Origin of the sequence: Maribacter sp. UBA3344, from assembly GCF_002362375.1 — a bacterium.
Classification (GTDB): domain Bacteria; phylum Bacteroidota; class Bacteroidia; order Flavobacteriales; family Flavobacteriaceae; genus Maribacter; species Maribacter dokdonensis.
In genome coordinates, this window is record NZ_DERI01000011.1 from 247,860 (window position 1) to 265,726 (window position 17,867).

The 17,867-nt window shown below is 36.0% G+C and carries 13 protein-coding genes; 2 read left to right on the plus strand and 11 right to left on the minus strand.

Going from position 1 to position 17,867, the window contains the following annotated elements; all coding sequences use genetic code 11:
- Positions 1 to 56: 56 nt before the first annotated feature.
- On the plus strand, positions 57 to 1,412 hold the full coding sequence (locus tag B2Z27_RS08740; RefSeq protein WP_286813376.1) for a DEAD/DEAH box helicase: 1,356 nt from the start codon (positions 57 to 59) through the stop codon (positions 1,410 to 1,412).
- A gap of 233 nt (positions 1,413 to 1,645) precedes the next feature.
- On the plus strand, positions 1,646 to 1,903 hold the full coding sequence (locus tag B2Z27_RS08745; RefSeq protein ID WP_286813377.1) for a hypothetical protein: 258 nt from the start codon (positions 1,646 to 1,648) through the stop codon (positions 1,901 to 1,903).
- Positions 1,904 to 2,072: 169 nt separating this feature from the next.
- Here B2Z27_RS08745 and B2Z27_RS08750 read toward each other — a convergent pair whose 3' ends face one another.
- The 11 genes from B2Z27_RS08750 to B2Z27_RS08800 form a co-directional block, all read right to left on the minus strand.
- Complete coding sequence (locus B2Z27_RS08750) at positions 2,073 to 3,608, minus strand: amidohydrolase family protein (RefSeq protein WP_286813441.1); 1,536 nt, start codon at positions 3,606 to 3,608, stop codon at positions 2,073 to 2,075.
- A 167-nt stretch (positions 3,609 to 3,775) separates the two neighbouring features.
- Positions 3,776 to 4,996 carry a sensor histidine kinase gene (locus B2Z27_RS08755; RefSeq protein ID WP_286813378.1) on the minus strand — a complete coding sequence of 407 codons (1,221 nt, stop codon included), beginning with the start codon at positions 4,994 to 4,996 and terminating at the stop codon, positions 3,776 to 3,778.
- 315 nt (positions 4,997 to 5,311) lie between these two features.
- Positions 5,312 to 8,671 (minus strand): preprotein translocase subunit SecA, encoded by a 3,360-nt coding sequence (gene secA, locus B2Z27_RS08760; protein ID WP_286813379.1) that lies wholly within the window; start codon positions 8,669 to 8,671, stop codon positions 5,312 to 5,314.
- Between the two features lie 215 nt (positions 8,672 to 8,886).
- Positions 8,887 to 9,111 (minus strand): DUF2795 domain-containing protein, encoded by a 225-nt coding sequence (locus B2Z27_RS08765; protein ID WP_027064442.1) that lies wholly within the window; start codon positions 9,109 to 9,111, stop codon positions 8,887 to 8,889.
- 134 nt (positions 9,112 to 9,245) lie between these two features.
- Entirely contained in the window at positions 9,246 to 9,821 is a 576-nt protein-coding gene (locus tag B2Z27_RS08770; protein WP_071341645.1) for a cob(I)yrinic acid a,c-diamide adenosyltransferase, read from the minus strand.
- A gap of 77 nt (positions 9,822 to 9,898) precedes the next feature.
- Positions 9,899 to 10,045, minus strand: coding sequence for a hypothetical protein (locus tag B2Z27_RS08775; RefSeq protein WP_167342528.1), 147 nt, complete (start codon positions 10,043 to 10,045; stop codon positions 9,899 to 9,901).
- Positions 10,046 to 10,075: 30 nt separating this feature from the next.
- Entirely contained in the window at positions 10,076 to 10,570 is a 495-nt protein-coding gene (locus tag B2Z27_RS08780; RefSeq protein ID WP_074672813.1) for a hypothetical protein, read from the minus strand.
- Positions 10,571 to 10,714: 144 nt separating this feature from the next.
- Positions 10,715 to 10,975 carry a hypothetical protein gene (locus B2Z27_RS08785; RefSeq protein WP_286813380.1) on the minus strand — a complete coding sequence of 87 codons (261 nt, stop codon included), beginning with the start codon at positions 10,973 to 10,975 and terminating at the stop codon, positions 10,715 to 10,717.
- 153 nt (positions 10,976 to 11,128) lie between these two features.
- On the minus strand, positions 11,129 to 13,000 hold the full coding sequence (locus B2Z27_RS08790) for an ABC-F family ATP-binding cassette domain-containing protein (protein ID WP_286813381.1): 1,872 nt from the start codon (positions 12,998 to 13,000) through the stop codon (positions 11,129 to 11,131).
- Between the two features lie 17 nt (positions 13,001 to 13,017).
- Positions 13,018 to 14,202, minus strand: coding sequence for a DUF4105 domain-containing protein (locus tag B2Z27_RS08795; RefSeq protein ID WP_286813382.1), 1,185 nt, complete (start codon positions 14,200 to 14,202; stop codon positions 13,018 to 13,020).
- A 168-nt stretch (positions 14,203 to 14,370) separates the two neighbouring features.
- A complete protein-coding gene (locus tag B2Z27_RS08800) occupies positions 14,371 to 17,823 on the minus strand; it encodes a pyruvate carboxylase (RefSeq protein WP_286813383.1) in 3,453 nt (1,150 codons plus the stop codon).
- Positions 17,824 to 17,867 lie beyond the last annotated feature (44 nt).

Consider the following 17,867-nt stretch of genomic DNA (forward strand, 5'->3'; position numbering starts at 1 on the left):
CGTGAATTGTCAACTAATCAGCATAGCTTTGCACCTGAAATACAAAAGTGATTGTTATGCCGTTATTTACCGAATTAAAAATATCTAGAAACTTAGAAAAAGCACTTGAAGATCTAGGTTTTGAAAATACTACTCCCATTCAAGAGAAAGCTTTTCCCATTGTAATGAGTGGTAGTGATGTTGTAGGTATAGCACAAACAGGTACCGGTAAAACATTCGCCTATTTACTTCCTATTTTAAATACTTTAAAATTTTCAAAGGATGTTCATCCAAAAATTATTGTATTGGTGCCTACACGTGAGTTGGTAGTACAAGTAGTGGAAGAGGTAGAAAAATTGGCAAAATATTCAGGAACAAGAGTATTAGGGGTGTTTGGAGGAAAAAGTATGCTAAAGCAAAAAGAGGCATTGGCATTGGGGACAGACATTTTGGTTGCCACACCTGCTCGTCTTTATGATTTGATATTAACCAAGGCTGTTCAATTAAAACAGGTTAAGAAACTGGTTATTGATGAGGTCGATGTTATGTTAGATTTAGGCTTTAGGTTTCAATTGGTCAATATTTTTGAATTATTGCCGCAAAGAAGGCAGAATATTATGTTCTCTGCCACCATGACAGATGATATTGAACTGTTTATTACGGATTTCTTTACAGGTGTTCAAAAAATTGCTGTTGCTGTAAGTGGTACTCCTTTAGAAAATATTACCCAATTTAGGTATGCGACACCAAATTTTTATACCAAGGTGAACCTTTTGGTGAGCTTATTGCAAAATGAAGAAACGTATAATAAAGTTTTAGTGTTTGTTTCCAGCAAGCGAAGCGCAGATTTGCTGTTTAAGGAATTGTCTGAATTTTTTAGCGAAGAGATATGTATTATACACTCCAATAAAACCCAAAACTATAGACTGCGTTCCATAAATCAGTTCGATGAAGGTAAGAATCGAATTTTGGTTACTACTGATGTTATGGCACGTGGGTTAGACCTGCAAGAGATATCTCATGTTATAAATTTTGATACTCCCACATATCCTGAAAATTACATGCACCGTATAGGTAGAACGGGTAGGGCAGAAAAACAAGGAACATCTATTTTATTATTTACACCACAAGAGGAAGAGGCAAAAAATGCCATTGAAGAATTAATGTCTCACCAAGTTGAGCAATTACCATTGCCCGATGATGTGGAAATTGCAACACAGTTAACTTTTGATGAACAACCAAAACATAGAGAGCGCGATAATCCATTGAATATCAACGAAGATGAACGTGGCGCAAGTTTTCATGAGAAGTCTGAAAAGAACAAGAAGGAAAATCAAGGCGGTTCCTATAAGCGTATTATTAAAAAGAAATACTCTAAACCCAAAACCCGAGGCGACAAAAACTACGGTAAACGTGGAAGAAATAAAAAATAATTTCATGATTTCAAAATTGGTTTTATATTCCAATTAACCCATTTTTCTGAAAGTATTGATCGATGAAATGCATACCCTATCGGTATGCTGTTTTTAGACCAAAAACCGTTCGTCGACACTTTTTGTCTATTCACCTTAAAACTCTTCACTAGCCGAAAATTATTACAGTTTAGCGAGGTCAACCGGCTTGTTCGCTTTGCTGACGGTACTTTTATATTGTTCAATAATACGATATGAAAGCATTTTTCACCTTACTAGTTTTAATTTTCGCCGGAGCATTAGCATTGGCGCAAACACCCCAAGCAGATGATAAAGTTCACACTACTGAAATGGGTATTGTTATGGTTGATAGCCTTAATGATATTAACACTGAGAAAAAGACTGTTGACTCTAACGAAACATCTGTAGCTCGCTTGTACAGATATAAGAATGCAAGGGTTAACAAAGAATTGGCATTTATTACCAATAAAACTTATGGTAAGTTGGCATAATATTTGCCCTATATAAAAAGGTGCAATGAAGCACCCTTTTAAAGAATTTAATTATGATGTTATTTACTTTTTTAATTCCGGCTTTAATAATTGTTGCAGCAATATCATTATTTAACAACAACAAAACGAAATTACGTGCTATTAAGGTTCCCGTGAATAAGCGTAAGTCTTAATTTTTAATACCGGGCTGCTTTATAGTATAGTTACTTTTAGCTTTAGCCTCATCTACTTGGCGTTTTACATCTGCGAGTAGAGCTTTGGAATCGTACACAATTCCATCTTTTACAGTATATTTTACACCACCAACACGAACCACCTCGTTATCTTCGGTAAGTTTTACAGCTCCTGTGCCGTATAAAACTTTAAAATTTTGAAGAGGATTTTCTTCAACAATGACAAAATCTGCCAACTTACCTATGGCAACGGAACCTATTTTGTCATCCATACCCAATGCTTCCGCACCATTTAAGGTAGCGGATTTTATAATTTCCAATGGGTGAAAACCTGCTTCACGCAATAATTCTAATTCTCTTATATAGGCAAATCCATAAAGTTGAAAGATGAAACCGGAATCTGAACCGGTAGTAACTCTACCACCTCTATTCTTGTATTCATTGATAAAGGTCATCCAAAGTTTATAGTTATTTTTCCAAGCTACTTCTTGCTCGGTGCCCCAATCATGCCAATATGAGCCATGTGAGACTTTACTAGGCTGATAAAATTCCCATAAAGAGGGTAGTGTATATTCTTCGTGCCATTCAGCTCTTCTTGCGCGTTGCAAATCTCTGCTAGCTTCATAAATATTGAAAGTAGGATCCATGGTAAAATCAAGCTCCAAGAGTTCGTTCATTACATTGTTCCAATGTTCTGAATACGGTTTTGCCGCTTGTGCCCATAGTTTACCGGCATTTTCAAAGCGATCTTGTTCATTTTGGTAATTATAATCTAACGGAAAATCTTGTACCGTACGATCATCAAAAAGTGCCTCAGGTAGTCCATACCAATGCTCCATTGAGGTTAATCCTGCTTTTGCAGAATGTAGAACGTTCCAACGGGCTACACTCATTTGTGCATGATGGCAGGCAGAACCTAATCCTAATTTTCTATTTTCATCTAATGCAGCGGCCATAATTTCTGGTTCTGCACCAAAAAACTTAATGCCGTCTGCACCTTTTTTTGCATTTGCCCGTACCCATTCACGTGCCTGTGCCGGAGTTGATATTGGCACATCGTTTAAAGGATTGAATGCTTTACTGGTCTGTCCAAATGCAGTATAGGATATAATACGAGGTGCAATGATCTCATTATTTTTACTTTTACGTTTTAGATCTAAAGCAATATCTATTCCTCTACCTGCAACCTCACGAACGGTAGTGACGCCATGTGCCATCCAAAGTTTAAAAACATAGTCTGGGTCTGCACCTTGTGCATCGCCGCCAATATGGGTATGCATGTCAATAAAGCCAGGCATTAGATACATGCCGGTACAATCTAATTCTTTACCACCTACTTTTAATTTTGGTCTTTTGGCGTCATCAATTGCCACACCAGGGTAACCCACGACCTTTACATTGGTAATCCTGTTGTTCTCTACAACAATATCAATAGGTCCTTGTGGTGGTGCCCCGTTACCGTTAATGAGCATTACGCCTCTAATGATCAATTGATCGTGCGGTCCGTCTCCCTCAAGAGATTGTGCATGCATGGTGAGCAAAACGGATATGAAAATAGCCGTTAGGAGCAGTTGTTTACGTAACATAGGGTGGCTGTTTGTGTTAGTTTCCTTAAATATAGAGAAAGCAGCAGAAAGAACAGTGACCGTATGTCAACTTTACAAATAAAAAATGGAATTGATATTTATACCCTATAAGATTAAGCAACAGGAGATAATTGCTGCTTTATTTCTTGAAATTTAATAATGTAGTTGGTTCCTTTTTTAGACATATCCCTAGTAATAGTACCCTTTAATTGTCGGGTAAGATTATGGATTAATTTTAAACCTAAAGATTTTGTAGTCTTATAATTAATGGTTTCCGGGAAACCAATGCCGTTGTCACCAATTTCTAGAATGTAACAATTTTTCTCGTTAGTATCTTGTTGGAGCTTTATACTGATAATACCTTCTTTGTCCCCTTCAATACCATACTTTAATGCATTGGTCAAAGCTTCGTTGATCAATAATCCTAGTGGTATGGCGGTATCAATACCTAATTTAATGTCTGGAATATCTATTTTTAAATCTACATGGTTGTCATTGCCTTTAATAGATCTTATAAGGTATTCACCCAATTCCTGAACATAAGATTTATACTCAATATGGCTAATGTCATTACGCATATACAACATTTCATGAACCATGGCCATGGCTATGACCCTATTCTGTGTTCCTTTTAAAAGCCCTTTCATAGGTCCGGTTTCTATGTTTCTTGATTGCAAACTTAAAAGACTGGAAACGGTTTGTAAATTATTCTTTACTCTATGGTGTACCTCTTTTAATAGATTTTCCTTTTCATGTACCTGTAAATACAATGCTTTTTTAGAACTGTACATGGTATTGTAGGTCTTTAGCAAAGTTTTGCCCAAGGTGTTACCTAAAATAAAAACAGAAAATAAGATGGATACCAAGCTAAATATGGGTCTAGATGCTTCAGGTACCATATTATGGGTAATGCTCAGTTCTGGTATGGTCTGTGTAAAAACCAGAAGAATGAGTATAATGATGATATTAAGATAGATTCTACCATATCTTGTACTGTATATAAAACCTCCAAAAGCTATTAGAGGTATCATGAATATAAACGGACTAAAAATTCCGCCGCTATATAAGGTGATGACGACTGCCGCAATTAACCCGATTATGGATGAAAAATTGAATGTAGGTAGAATAACCTTATGAGACCTAAAATATAGTAGATTGATACTATTCAATATTGAAAAGCCAATAAATACAAAAGGAATGATTTGGGTAATATTTAAAAAGAAATAGCATAATACCCCAAATAGAAAGGAGATAATGCTTGTGGTATAATTTACCCTTAAAAATAGTTTGGTTTTATCCTGTAGACGTTCTTTGTCAATGGTAAATCCGGGCATAGATATTATTTATGTACTAGAAAACATACGAATTACGTAATGTAAATCTAATTATGTTTTTATCATTATACTAGTATTTTCGTGTTTAGTATAGTTAAAACGACGAATATTATTCTGAATAACGCATTTTTTTTATCTAAATAATGGTTAAAAATATGAAATAAACTGTTAATGACTGATTTCATTTTAGAATCCAAAAAATGAATTATAAAGTTGATTGAGGTATATGTAGTTTATTTTAAGTGAGTTAAACCGGGGTATTAAAAAAGGCATCCATAATGGGATGCCTTTTTTAGATATTGATTTCTATTTGAATTAATCTTGGGTTAAAACCCATGATCCATTTTGCAAAAGTGGCTCTGCCTGCTTAAATTTTACCGTTTTACTTTCCCCGCTCATTACATTTTTGATGGTAACACGCTCATTACGGCCAATTTTTGGCTGTTCTCTTGTAATGGTCTCGGTAATTGCTGGGCGTTGACCTTGATTTTGACTAACTGCTCTACTACGTGCCGCTAACTCATCGCTATTCGGTATTTCTTCTTTTGTAGTCTGCAGGTTTTCTTTTTTTCTAATGTTTCTTTCTTCTTGTATAGCATTTGCATTTTCAGAAGGTAATTCACCTTTGAAAAGGAAAGAAACCACTTCTTTGTTCACTTTTTCGATCATAGATTTAAAAAGCTCAAAAGCTTCAAATTTATAGATCAATAAAGGATCTTTTTGCTCATGAACGGCTAATTGTACAGATTGTTTCAACTCATCCATCTTACGAAGGTGTGTTTTCCATGAATCATCTATAATAGCCAGTGAAATGTTCTTTTCAAAATCTGTGATCAACTGCTTACCGTTACTATCATAAGCATCTTGAAGATTGGTGACAACATTTAAGCTTTTGATACCGTCTGTAAATGGAACTACAATTCGCTCAAAATTATTGGCATTATCTTCATGAACTTTTTTGATCACAGGGAAAGCCGCAGCGGCATTACGCTCCATCTTATCATTATAATGGTCGTATGCTGCTTTATAAATTTTTCCGGTTATCTCCTGAGCAGATAATTTTCCAAATTCAACTTCATCTACAGGAGCTGTCATAGAGAAATATTTGATCAGCTCAAACTCTAAATTTTTATAGTCGTTGGCAGCCTTGTTGCTCTCTACGATCACCTCACAGGTATCATACACCATATTGGCGATATCCAATTTTAATCGCTCTCCTTGTAGGGCGTGACGGCGTCTCTTATAGACAACTTCACGTTGGGCGTTCATTACATCATCATATTCCAAAAGACGTTTACGTACACCAAAGTTATTTTCCTCAACTTTTTTCTGAGCTCTTTCAATAGACTTGGTCATCATACTATGCTGAATAACTTCACCATCTTCCAAGCCCATTTTATCCATCATTTTAGCAACCCTGTCCGATCCGAACAAACGCATTAGGTTGTCTTCTAAAGAAACATAGAATTGAGAACTACCAGGATCTCCTTGACGACCAGATCTACCACGTAACTGTCTATCTACACGACGAGAATCATGTCTTTCCGTACCAATAATTGCTAGACCACCGGCTTTCTTAACCGCATCTGACAATTTAATATCGGTACCACGACCAGCCATATTCGTTGCTATGGTTACCACACCGGCATTACCTGCTTCGGCGACAACATCAGCTTCTTTTTTATGAAGTTTAGCGTTCAGAACGTTGTGCGGTACTTTGCGTACACTCAATAACTTAGATAATAATTCTGATATCTCTACAGAAGTTGTACCGATCAAGACAGGTCTACCTGCTTTACTAATTTTGGTTACTTCTTCTATAATAGCGTTATATTTTTCTCTTTTGGTCTTATAAATAAGATCATTTTTATCTTGTCTGGCAATTGGTCTGTTTGTTGGTATTTCCATAACATCCAACTTATAGATTTCCCAGAATTCGCCAGCTTCTGTTACAGCGGTACCTGTCATACCAGATAATTTGCTGTACATTCTAAAATAGTTCTGTAACGTAACGGTAGCAAAGGTTTGTGTTAGTGCTTCAATCTTTACATTTTCCTTGGCTTCAATTGCTTGGTGTAATCCGTCCGAATATCTACGACCGTCCATAATACGACCGGTCTGTTCATCTACGATCATAACCTTGTTGTCCATTACCACGTACTCCGTATCTTTTTCAAATAGGGTATATGCCTTTAATAATTGGCTCATGGTATGTATACGCTCGCTTTTTACGGTGAAATCTTTAAAAAGCTCTTCTTTTAGTTCGGCTTCTTTTTCAATTTCAAGATTTTGATTTTCAATCTTCGCTATTTCTGCACCTATGTCCGGCATTACGAAGAAATCTTTATCCTGCTCGCCAGAAATGTAATTAACCCCTTTATCGGTCAATTCTATCTGGTTGTTCTTTTCATCTATAACAAAAAGTAGATCTTCATCAACAACAGGCATTTCCCTGTTGTTATCTTGCATGTAGTAATTCTCGGTTTTTTGAAGTAATTGTTTTACTCCTTCTTCACTTAAGAATTTTATTAAAGCCTTGTTTTTTGGAAGTCCACGGTAAACCCTTAATAAAAGGAAGCCCCCCTCTTTGGTATCACCTTCGGCAATCAACTTTTTAGCTTCTGCCAAAACACCGGTTAAATGCTGACGTTGTTTTCTTACGATCTCATCTACCTTTGGTTTCAGCTCATTGAATTCATGACGGTCACCTTCTGGTACGGGACCAGATATAATAAGTGGTGTACGTGCATCATCTACCAAAACTGAATCTACCTCATCTACAATGGCATAGTTATGTGGGCGCTGTACCAAATCTTTTGGTGTATGCGCCATGTTATCCCTTAGGTAATCAAATCCAAATTCATTATTGGTACCATAGGTAATATCTGCATTATAAGCTGCACGTCTACCATCTGAATTTGGTCTGTGGTGATCAATACAGTCTACCGATAAACCGTGAAACTGAAATATGGGCGCCATCCAAGCACTATCCCTTTTTGCCAAATAATCGTTTACGGTAACCAAGTGGGCACCGTTACCGCTTAATGCATTTAAATATAAAGGTAGTGTGGCAACCAAGGTTTTACCTTCACCTGTTTGCATTTCTGCAATTTTTCCTTGGTGCATGGCAATACCACCAATTAATTGAACATCATAATGAACCATGTCCCAGGTTACCTCTTTTCCGGCGGCATCCCAAGAATTTTTCCAAATAGCATCTGTGCCATCAAGAGTAACATAATCTTTGGAGCCTGACAGGGTTCTGTCATATTCAGAAGCGGTTACCTTTAAAGTTTCGTTATTTGCAAAACGCTTTGCGGTCTCTTTAACCACGGCAAAGGCTTCTGGTAATATTTTATTGAGTGTTTCTTCTGAAATAGTGTAAGCTTCTTCTTTTAACTTATCTATTTCAGTATAGATATCTTCATTTTTATCGATATCGGTAGAGTTTTTAACCTCTTCCTCTAAAGTGCTGATTTGATCCGTCTTTTCTTTGATGGCATCTTGTATGGCCCTTTTGAACTCTATGGTTTTTTGCCTTAGCTCATCATGACTAAGATTTTCAAGCTGCGATTCAAATGATTTTATCTTATCTACTAAAGGCTGTAATTCTTTTACGTCTTTCTGTGATTTATCACCTACAAAAGCCTTTAGGATGGAATTAATGAAACTCATATATTTTAAACTATTAGAATTGAAACTTTCTTACTTGTTATTAAGCAAGAATATATTTCAAAATGTTTTAGAGCCGATAAATATTTTCGACCCTATAAAAGAACAAAAGGTATTCCAGTCTTGATTTTTGAACGGATTTACCTAAAAACATGTCAAAATTACATAAAAAAAAAGCCTCCAAGGAGACTTTTTAGTAGTAATTATGATATCGAATATTAATATTCGTCCTCGTTCCAGAGGTAGTCTTCTTCCGTAGGATAGTCCGGCCAAATTTCTTCTATAGATTCGTATATCTCGCCACCTTCTTCTTCCATAGACTGTAAATTTTCTACGACTTCTAATGGGGCTCCAGTTCTGATGGAGTAATCTATTAACTCATCTTTACTTGCCGGCCAAGGTGCATCACTTAAATAAGATGCTAATTCTAATGTCCAATACATAGTAATTGTTTGATTTTAATTTTTTGCAAAAGTAATTTTTAAATTGAGACAGCAAAGAAATTACGTGTAAATTTCAAGTAATCGCAATATTTTTTTCGCATTTGTTTATTGATAACGAATAAATTACGGAATTATTAGTCCTTTTTATTTGGGATCCATTTTATTTCATTCGCTTGTAGATTATATGACAATTTTCGTGCCAATACAAATAGATAATCAGAAAGTCTATTTAAAAATGATAGCACATTGATATCAAATGGTTCTGTTTGAAATAATAATGTAGCTATTCTTTCAGCTCTTCTACAAACGGTTCTTGCTATATGACAGTATGACACTGTTGTATGGCCACCAGGAAGAATAAAATGTGTCATTTGTGGAAGTTGCCCATCCATTTCATCAATAGCTTGTTCTAAATAATTGATTTCAGTGTGCCCAACTTTGGTGATTTTTAATCTTTCTTCGCCGTTTTTAAGCAATTCTTTTTCTGGATCTGTGGCCAAAATGGCACCTACGGTGAATAAATGTTCTTGTATGACTATTAGCTGCTGCTGGTGAACTTCATCTATTTGTTGATCTCTAATGAGTCCAAGCCATGAGTTTAGTTCATCTACCGTACCATAACTGTCAATTCTAATGTGGTGCTTTGGTACACGAGTGCCACCAAAAAGACCCGTAGTACCGTCATCACCTGTTTTAGTATATACTTTCATTTTGTAGTTTATGGAATTAGGGTATAGATGAGTTAATTTGTAAGCTAAGATTAAGCAAAGGGTTTAAGATTAGTTAGCTATTCTTCTTTTTTGGTTTTACGCTCATAATCTCCCATAAATTTTCTTGACTTACGGGCGCTAGATTTGCCTTTGTTAGTTATACGTATGGCTATATAAATAGCAAATACAACTCCTAAAACTATATATATGGTATTACTTTGCATTGAAATTTACTTTAGTTTAAAATTACTTGTTTAAATCCGTATTTTAAAATGTTCCTTTACTTGTTCCTTTCTAAAGAAAACAATGCCACAATAAAAGAGGTCTAGTGTAACGCGAACATGCTCCATTTCTTTGAGTTGTTTCCACTTTTTTAAATTTTGTGGGTTTTTATGAATTCCGTCTAAAAGTAGCATGGTATCATTGGAAAGGTCATTCACTTTAAAATTGGGCTTATTTATATCGGTTATATCGCCAAAGACAACAGCTGCATTGCTATCAACAATAGATATATTTGGACAATTCGTAATTATTTTTTCTTTGGATGATTTACTGGTATTCAATAAATGAATAGTTCTATAATCAAAATAGTGAAGACTTTTAACTAATACTTTTAGTGTTATAGGAAGTTTGATTTTAGTTTTCTTGTACAGACATTTGGTGACATAATTATATACAAATGGAGAATGCACACCATGCTGATTGGTAGCAGAACAAAGAAACTTTAAATAAGAAATTAAGCGGTACACGTATTACTTTTTCAATTTTGCCAAAAGTAAGAATAGTGATGCAACTTATAATTTATACGGTAAGAATAATATGTGTTGAAAGTAGGTTATGGTAAGAAATGGGGTAGGTATAAGATCGGGGCGAAAAGGAAAATTAATGATGTATTAAGAAAGTTTAGCTCTATTCAATTTAGTAGTAAATTTCAAAGCCTTGATTACTCTGTTATTTTTGTTCTTGTATAATCTTGCAACTTCAATCGTGTTTTCAGTTACAATAGTTGGTACGGTAATATCATTGATTTCAATTGTTTGAACCATCTCTACTTGTATAGTTTCAATTTCCAAAGAAACATTTTCATTGTTAGCTTGAGCCTGAGCGAAGAAACATGTGAAAAAAAGAGCGGTTAAAAGAATAATTGATTTCATAATATTTGTTTTACACTGCTAAAGTACAGGCAAGCACAAACATATTTTGCCGCTCATAGTCGGGCGACATTTAACTATAGACGAATGGTAAAAACCATTCGTCTATTATTTTTATCAATAAAATAAATGTGAGTTTTATTGCTAAAACAAAGGTTAGCCTTCCATTAGTGCAGAAAGCTCAAACCATCTTTCGGTCTTTCTGTCTATGGCATCGGTAATGTCGTTCAACTCAATAGATAAGTTCTTAATGTCATCACCACTCAATGATCCATCGGTGAATTTTTCTTGAAGCGCTACTTTAGATTTTTCCAATTTCTGAATCTCTCTTTCTAGCTTTTTAAATTCTTGCTGTTCAGCATATGAGATTTTTGTACCTGTATCGGCTTCTTTCCAATTGGTCTTATTGGTAGGCTGTGATTCTTTCTGCTCTCTTTTTTCTTGTATTTGACTGTCTTCGTATGCACGATAGTCAGAATAGTTGCCAGGGAAATCCTCTATGACAGCATCGCCCCTAAATACAAATAAATGATCTACGATCTTATCCATAAAGTAACGATCGTGCGATACTACCATTAAACAGCCTTGAAAATCCATTAAGAAACTTTCCAGTACGTTCAAGGTAACAATATCCAAATCGTTGGTTGGCTCATCTAAAATTAGAAAATTAGGGTTTTGTATCAATATGGTACATAAGTACAAGCGCTTACGTTCTCCACCACTTAGTTTATCTACAAAATCATATTGCTTTTTCCTGTCGAACAGAAAGCGTTCCAATAACTGCTGCGCAGAAATTTGTTTTCCCTTCATTAAAGGTATGTAGTCACCAAATTCACGAATGACGTCTATAACCTTTTGGCCTTCTTTTATTTTTATCCCTTTTTGGGTGTAGTAACCAAACTTTATAGTGTCACCTACTACTACTTTACCGCTGTCTGGTTGATCGCGCCCACTTAGAATATTTAAAAAGGTAGATTTGCCAGTACCATTTTTACCTATAATACCAATACGCTCTCCCTTTTGGAAAACATATTCAAACTTATCTAAAATAGGTTTGTTAGGAAAAGATTTAGAAATCTTATGAAGCTCAAGAATTTTACTTCCCATACGCTCCATGTTCAGTTCTAATTGAATTTGATGGTCTTTTCTTCTTTGACTTGCTTTATCTTTAATTACAGCAAAATCATCTATTCTGGATTTCGATTTTGTTGTACGTGCTTTAGGTTGTCTACGCATCCATGCAAGTTCCTTTTTAAAAAGGAGTTCTGTTTTGTGATGCTCTACCGCTTCTTGCTCTATACGGGCCTCTTTTTTCTCTAAGTAATAGGAATAGTTTCCTTTGTAGGGATATAACTTTCCATTTTCGAGCTCTATGATTTCATTGCAAACACGTTCTAAAAAGTACCGGTCGTGTGTTACCATGAACAAAGTCATGTTTTCTTTGGCAAAAAACTCTTCTAGCCACTCGATCATTTCTAGATCTAGGTGGTTGGTAGGTTCATCCAAAACCAAAAGATCTGGCTTGTTGATCAAGGCGTTGGCCAAAGCCAATCGTTTTTTTTGTCCACCCGATAATTTATCGACCTTGGCACTTAGGTCATCTAACTTCAGTTTTGATAGAATCTGCTTATACTGAGTTTCAAAATCCCAAGCTTCAAAACGGTCCATTGCTTCAAATGCTTTTTGGTATGCATCTGCATCTTCTGGGTTTTGAAGCGCCTTTTCATAATTTTTAATGACTTCAAGCACTTCGTTGTCAGAAGCAAAAATGGTTTCCTCAATGGTCAAGTTCGGGTCCATATTGGGTTCCTGAGCAAGAAAAGATACACGGGTAGATTTACGATAGTTCACTTGACCACTATCTGGAGTGTCCGCTCCTGAAAGAATATTAAGTATAGATGTTTTTCCTGTACCGTTTTTAGCGATTAGGGCTATTTTTTGGTCTTTGTTGATCCCAAATGAGAGATTGTCAAAAAGCACCAATTCGCCATAGGATTTTGAAATATTTTCAACGGTAAGTAGATTCATATAAGGGTAACTGAATTTTATTTTTTGCGTAATTGCTTGGTCTTAAAATAATAGATCAAATATAGATAGCGAATTGCCAATGTCAATAAAACTATTATTAATAGTATAGAGAATACCTGAATTTTAAATAACCATAAAATACTGGTAATACCTAAAAGTATTGTCAAGAAAACGGAGTAGGTAAGTACCCACTTGGGAACTGTTTTCCTTAAGAGAATAAATGAGATAAAAAGGTTAGGAGCAAATGCCCAAAGTGAATTAAAATTTGCTTTGGTAGCTAAGTGGTCTGTAGCAAACCAAAGGAACAGTAAAAGTACGCCCGCTAAACCTGTGATTGTAAATAATGTAAAGTCTAACCATCTATTTCGGCGTAGGTTTTTATAATCACGGTACGTAAAATAACCTACGATTACCAAAAGAACGCAAAGCCAAAATAAAGGGGTTGCAATGAATAGCGATTTATCTTCTTGCTCTGGTATGTCTAGTAGTATTGATTCTTTTTTAACTATAGGTTTACCGTTTAAGGTAGTATGCTTCATTTGCTCATACACATATATGGGAAGAAACAAATGCTCGTAAGGTGTCGCTGCTCTGTCAATTACAGAACCTAAAGCTAGGTCAATACCAAAATTTGACCACGAATTAGGGTTCAATTTTAAACGTATCAGCTCCCTAAATGTTAGTTGTTCTTTTAGATGATTGTAATCGAATTTAAATGTGTTGCCCAAAGTTTTTTCAAACACCATTGGTATTCTGGTGGCACAGTTGTCAAACAAAAAGTCATATTTGTATTTTTTGTTTTGTGGTAGCAAGTTATGTTCCAAGAAGGATACAATAGCGTTTCGTTGTTCAAGGTCAACATCTAATACTTGCTCCTTAACCCAACGTTTTTCTTGTTGATAGCTGTATTTAAAATACTTAAACGGTATTCGTGAAATGGTATAGGATAATTTACCGCGAGTGAAATTTAAGTAGAAATTTGGATCCTCAAAATCATAGGTGCCGTAACCATATACTTCATCTATACCCAAAGTAGGATCTTGTAAACGAATGGCACTATGTCCAAATTTAGCGGCTAAATCTTCACCCGTGCCCACTGTTAATAAGCTAATTTTAGATAAAGGCGATAACTGGGCATCTTGAGCTTGACCCCAAAAAGCAACAATACATAAAAAGAGAAATAAAACGATTTTTTTGAACATAACCCTATTGGTACATAGCGTTTACAAAGATGCGAATAATAACAGACTTCGCAGATATTGCTTTTTTATAATTTTTTGTAAAATTATCTGTATACAGGTTTTAAGATTGTAATGCATAAAAGCCACCTCAATGGGGTGGCTTTTACTTTAATTATATTCAGTTGGCGATTAAGAAATGGTAACGACCAAATCATCTTGCTTTACCATACTGCCTTCTTTTAGGCTTACTGATTGTACTTTGCCGGATTTAAATGCGGTAACCGTAGTTTCCATTTTCATGGCTTCAATAACGAACAAGGGATCGTTCTCTTTTACTTCTTGACCTTTTTTAACCAAAACTTTGTATAAAGAGCCTTGCAACGGTGCCCCTATTTGATCATCGTTTGCCGGATCAATTTTTTCATTTTCTTCAATTTTAAGGTTTAAAGAGGTGTCTAAAACATCTACGAACCTATTTTCACCGTTTACTTGAAAGAACACGGTTCTCATACCTAACTCGTTTGGTATACCTACAGATAATAATCTAATAATTACAGTTTTGCCCGGCTCTAATTCTATCAATGTTTCTTCACGCAATTTCATACCATAGAAGAAATGCTTTGTAGGTACCAATGCTAGATTGCCATACAGCTTGTAGTTCTCATGTGCTTTTTCAAACACTTTTGGATATAGGGTGTACGATAGAAAATCCTCCATTTCTATGGCTCTTGTAAAACCTTTTTGAAACTTCTTCTTAAAGGCTTTGAATTCTTTATCAAAATCCGTTGGCGCCAAATGGACATTTGGTCTGTTTGTGTATGGCTTTTTGTTTTTCAGAATAATCTTTTGAAGCTTTTTAGGGAATCCGCCAACGGGCTGACCGAGATCTCCCATAAAGAAACTGATAACAGAATCTGGGAAAGATATTTCTTCGCCCCGTGTCATAACATCTTCTGTAGTAAGTTCATTGGTTACCATGAAAATGGCCATGTCGCCAACAACTTTTGAGCTAGGTGTTACTTTGATTAGGTTCCCAAAAAGTTTATTGACATCAGCATACATTTTCTTTACTTCATCAAATCTGTCACCTAATCCTAATGCTGTTGCCTGTGGACGTAAGTTTGAGTATTGACCACCTGGAATTTCATGACCATATACTTCTGCAGTACCAGATTTTAGTCCAGATTCAAACGGGTAATACAACTCTCTTGTATCTTCCCAATAATTAGAAAACTGGTTCAGCTTCGGCATATCGAATTCATGAGCCCTTGGTTGACCCTTCATCATTTCAACTACCGAATTAAAGTTGGGCTGTGATGTCAATCCAGATAAGCCACCCAAGGCAACATCGACCACATCTACGCCAGCTTCAATTGCTTTTAAATACGTTGTTGTCTGTAATGAAGAAGTATCGTGCGTATGTAAATGAATAGGCACGTTTACAGTGTCTTTTAACGCGGTTACCAATTCTGTAGCTGCATAGGGTTTTAAAAGACCCGCCATATCCTTGATGGCAATCATATGCGCACCGGCATTTTCCAGGTCTTTTGCCAGCTGTGTGTAATATTTTAGGTTGTACTTGGTTTCGTTGATATCTAAAATATCACCCGTATAACTTAATGCGGCCTCGGCAATACCACCGGTTTTATTACGAACATAATTAATACTTGGCTCCATGGCTTTTACCCAATTGAGCGAATCGAATATTCGGAAAATATCAACTCCGTTTTCCCAAGATTTCTCTACGAATTTTTCAATAAGGTTGTCCGGGTATGCCTTGTAACCAACTCCGTTTGATCCTCGAAGAAGCATTTGAAATAAAATATTGGGTACAGCTTTCCTAAGCTCTCGTAATCGTGTCCACGGACTCTCATGCAAGAATCGCATACTAACATCAAAAGTTGCACCGCCCCAAACTTCCATACTAAAGGTGTTTGGGTGGTTCTTTGCATAACTCTCGGCAACGCGCAACATGTCATACGTACGCATTCTAGTTGCCAATAGTGATTGATGCGCATCGCGCATAGTGGTATCCGTATAATGAATTTTCTTTTCATCCATTAACCAAGCACAAAATTTTTCGGGACCCATTTCGGTCAGCATATCTTTTGTTCCCTTTGGATGCGCTTCTAAAGGGTTGAATTTTGGAACCTTTGCATTTCTAAAGACCTTGTTCTCATCAATATACTTTACATCAGAATTACCGTTCACAATAACTTCCGCCAAAAAGTTCACCACCTTTGAGGTTCTATCCTGTGGTAGTTTAATATCAAATAGGGCAGGAGTGTTCTGTATAAAATTAACGGTTACCTTACCTTCTTTGAAAATAGGATGCTGTATTACGTTCTGAAGGAAATGTATGTTGGTCTCTACGCCTCTAATTCTAAATTCTTTTAACGCACGAACCATTTTACGGGTGGCACCGTCAAGTGTTCTACCGTGCGAGGAAACTTTCACCAGCATGGAATCAAAAAATGGACTCACTTGATATCCTTGATAAATACTACCGGCATCTAAACGAATTCCCATACCAGAGGCACTACGGTACGTGGTTACCGTACCATAATCTGGGGTAAAATTGTTGCCCGGATCTTCGGTGGTCAATCTACACTGTAAGGCAAAGCCATAAGTGGCAATGGTTTCTTGACCGTATATTTTGATTTGCTGACTATCTAATTTATAATTGCCGGCAACGAAAATTTGTGTTTTTACCAAATCTATACCGGTTACCATTTCTGTAACCGTATGTTCTACCTGAATTCTTGGGTTTACCTCAATAAAATAGATATTGTCATTGGGATCTACCAAAAACTCTACGGTTCCAATATTGTTATAGTTAACTTCTTTGGCAATGTCAACGGCATATTTATAAAGGTTTTGTTTTACTTCTTCGCTAACGTTATGGGAAGGTGCGATCTCTACCACTTTTTGGTGACGGCGTTGAACGGAACAATCGCGTTCATGTAAGTGGCGAATATTTCCATGGTTATCTGCTACGATCTGTACCTCTATATGTTTAGGGTCTTCCACATATTTCTCAAGAAACATGGTGTCGTCTCCAAATGCATTGAGAGCTTCATTTCTGGCAGAATCAAAATTCATTTCTAGATCTTCATCTTTTCTAATAATGCGCATACCACGACCGCCACCACCAGATGCAGCCTTAAGCATAACAGGGTAGCCAATAGTAGCGGCTTCTGACAAGGCAATTTTTAAAGAAGTCAATTTCTTTTTATTGCTTTCAATGATAGGAACGTTACATTTTACGGCTACTTTCTTGGCGGTAATCTTATCGCCCAAAGCATCCATCACTTTTGGGTCAGGACCTATAAAGATGATGTCATTTGCGGCACATTGTCTTGCAAATTCAGAGTTTTCAGAAAGGAATCCGTAGCCTGGGTGTATGGCATCTACATTTTTAGCCTTTGCCAATGCTATAATTTGAGGAATGTCCAAATAAGGTTTTAATGGCTGATTGTCCTCACCGATCTGGTAAGATTCATCGGCTTTGTTACGGTGTTGAGAATAGCGATCTTCATAAGTGTAAATGGCAACCGTTTTAATGTTCAGCTCGGTACAGGCACGTAATACACGTATGGCTATCTCACTTCGGTTAGCTACTAAAACCTTTTTAATTTTCATTTTTTGACAATATTTTTATGGTTAGTGTTGTGATATATTCTTGT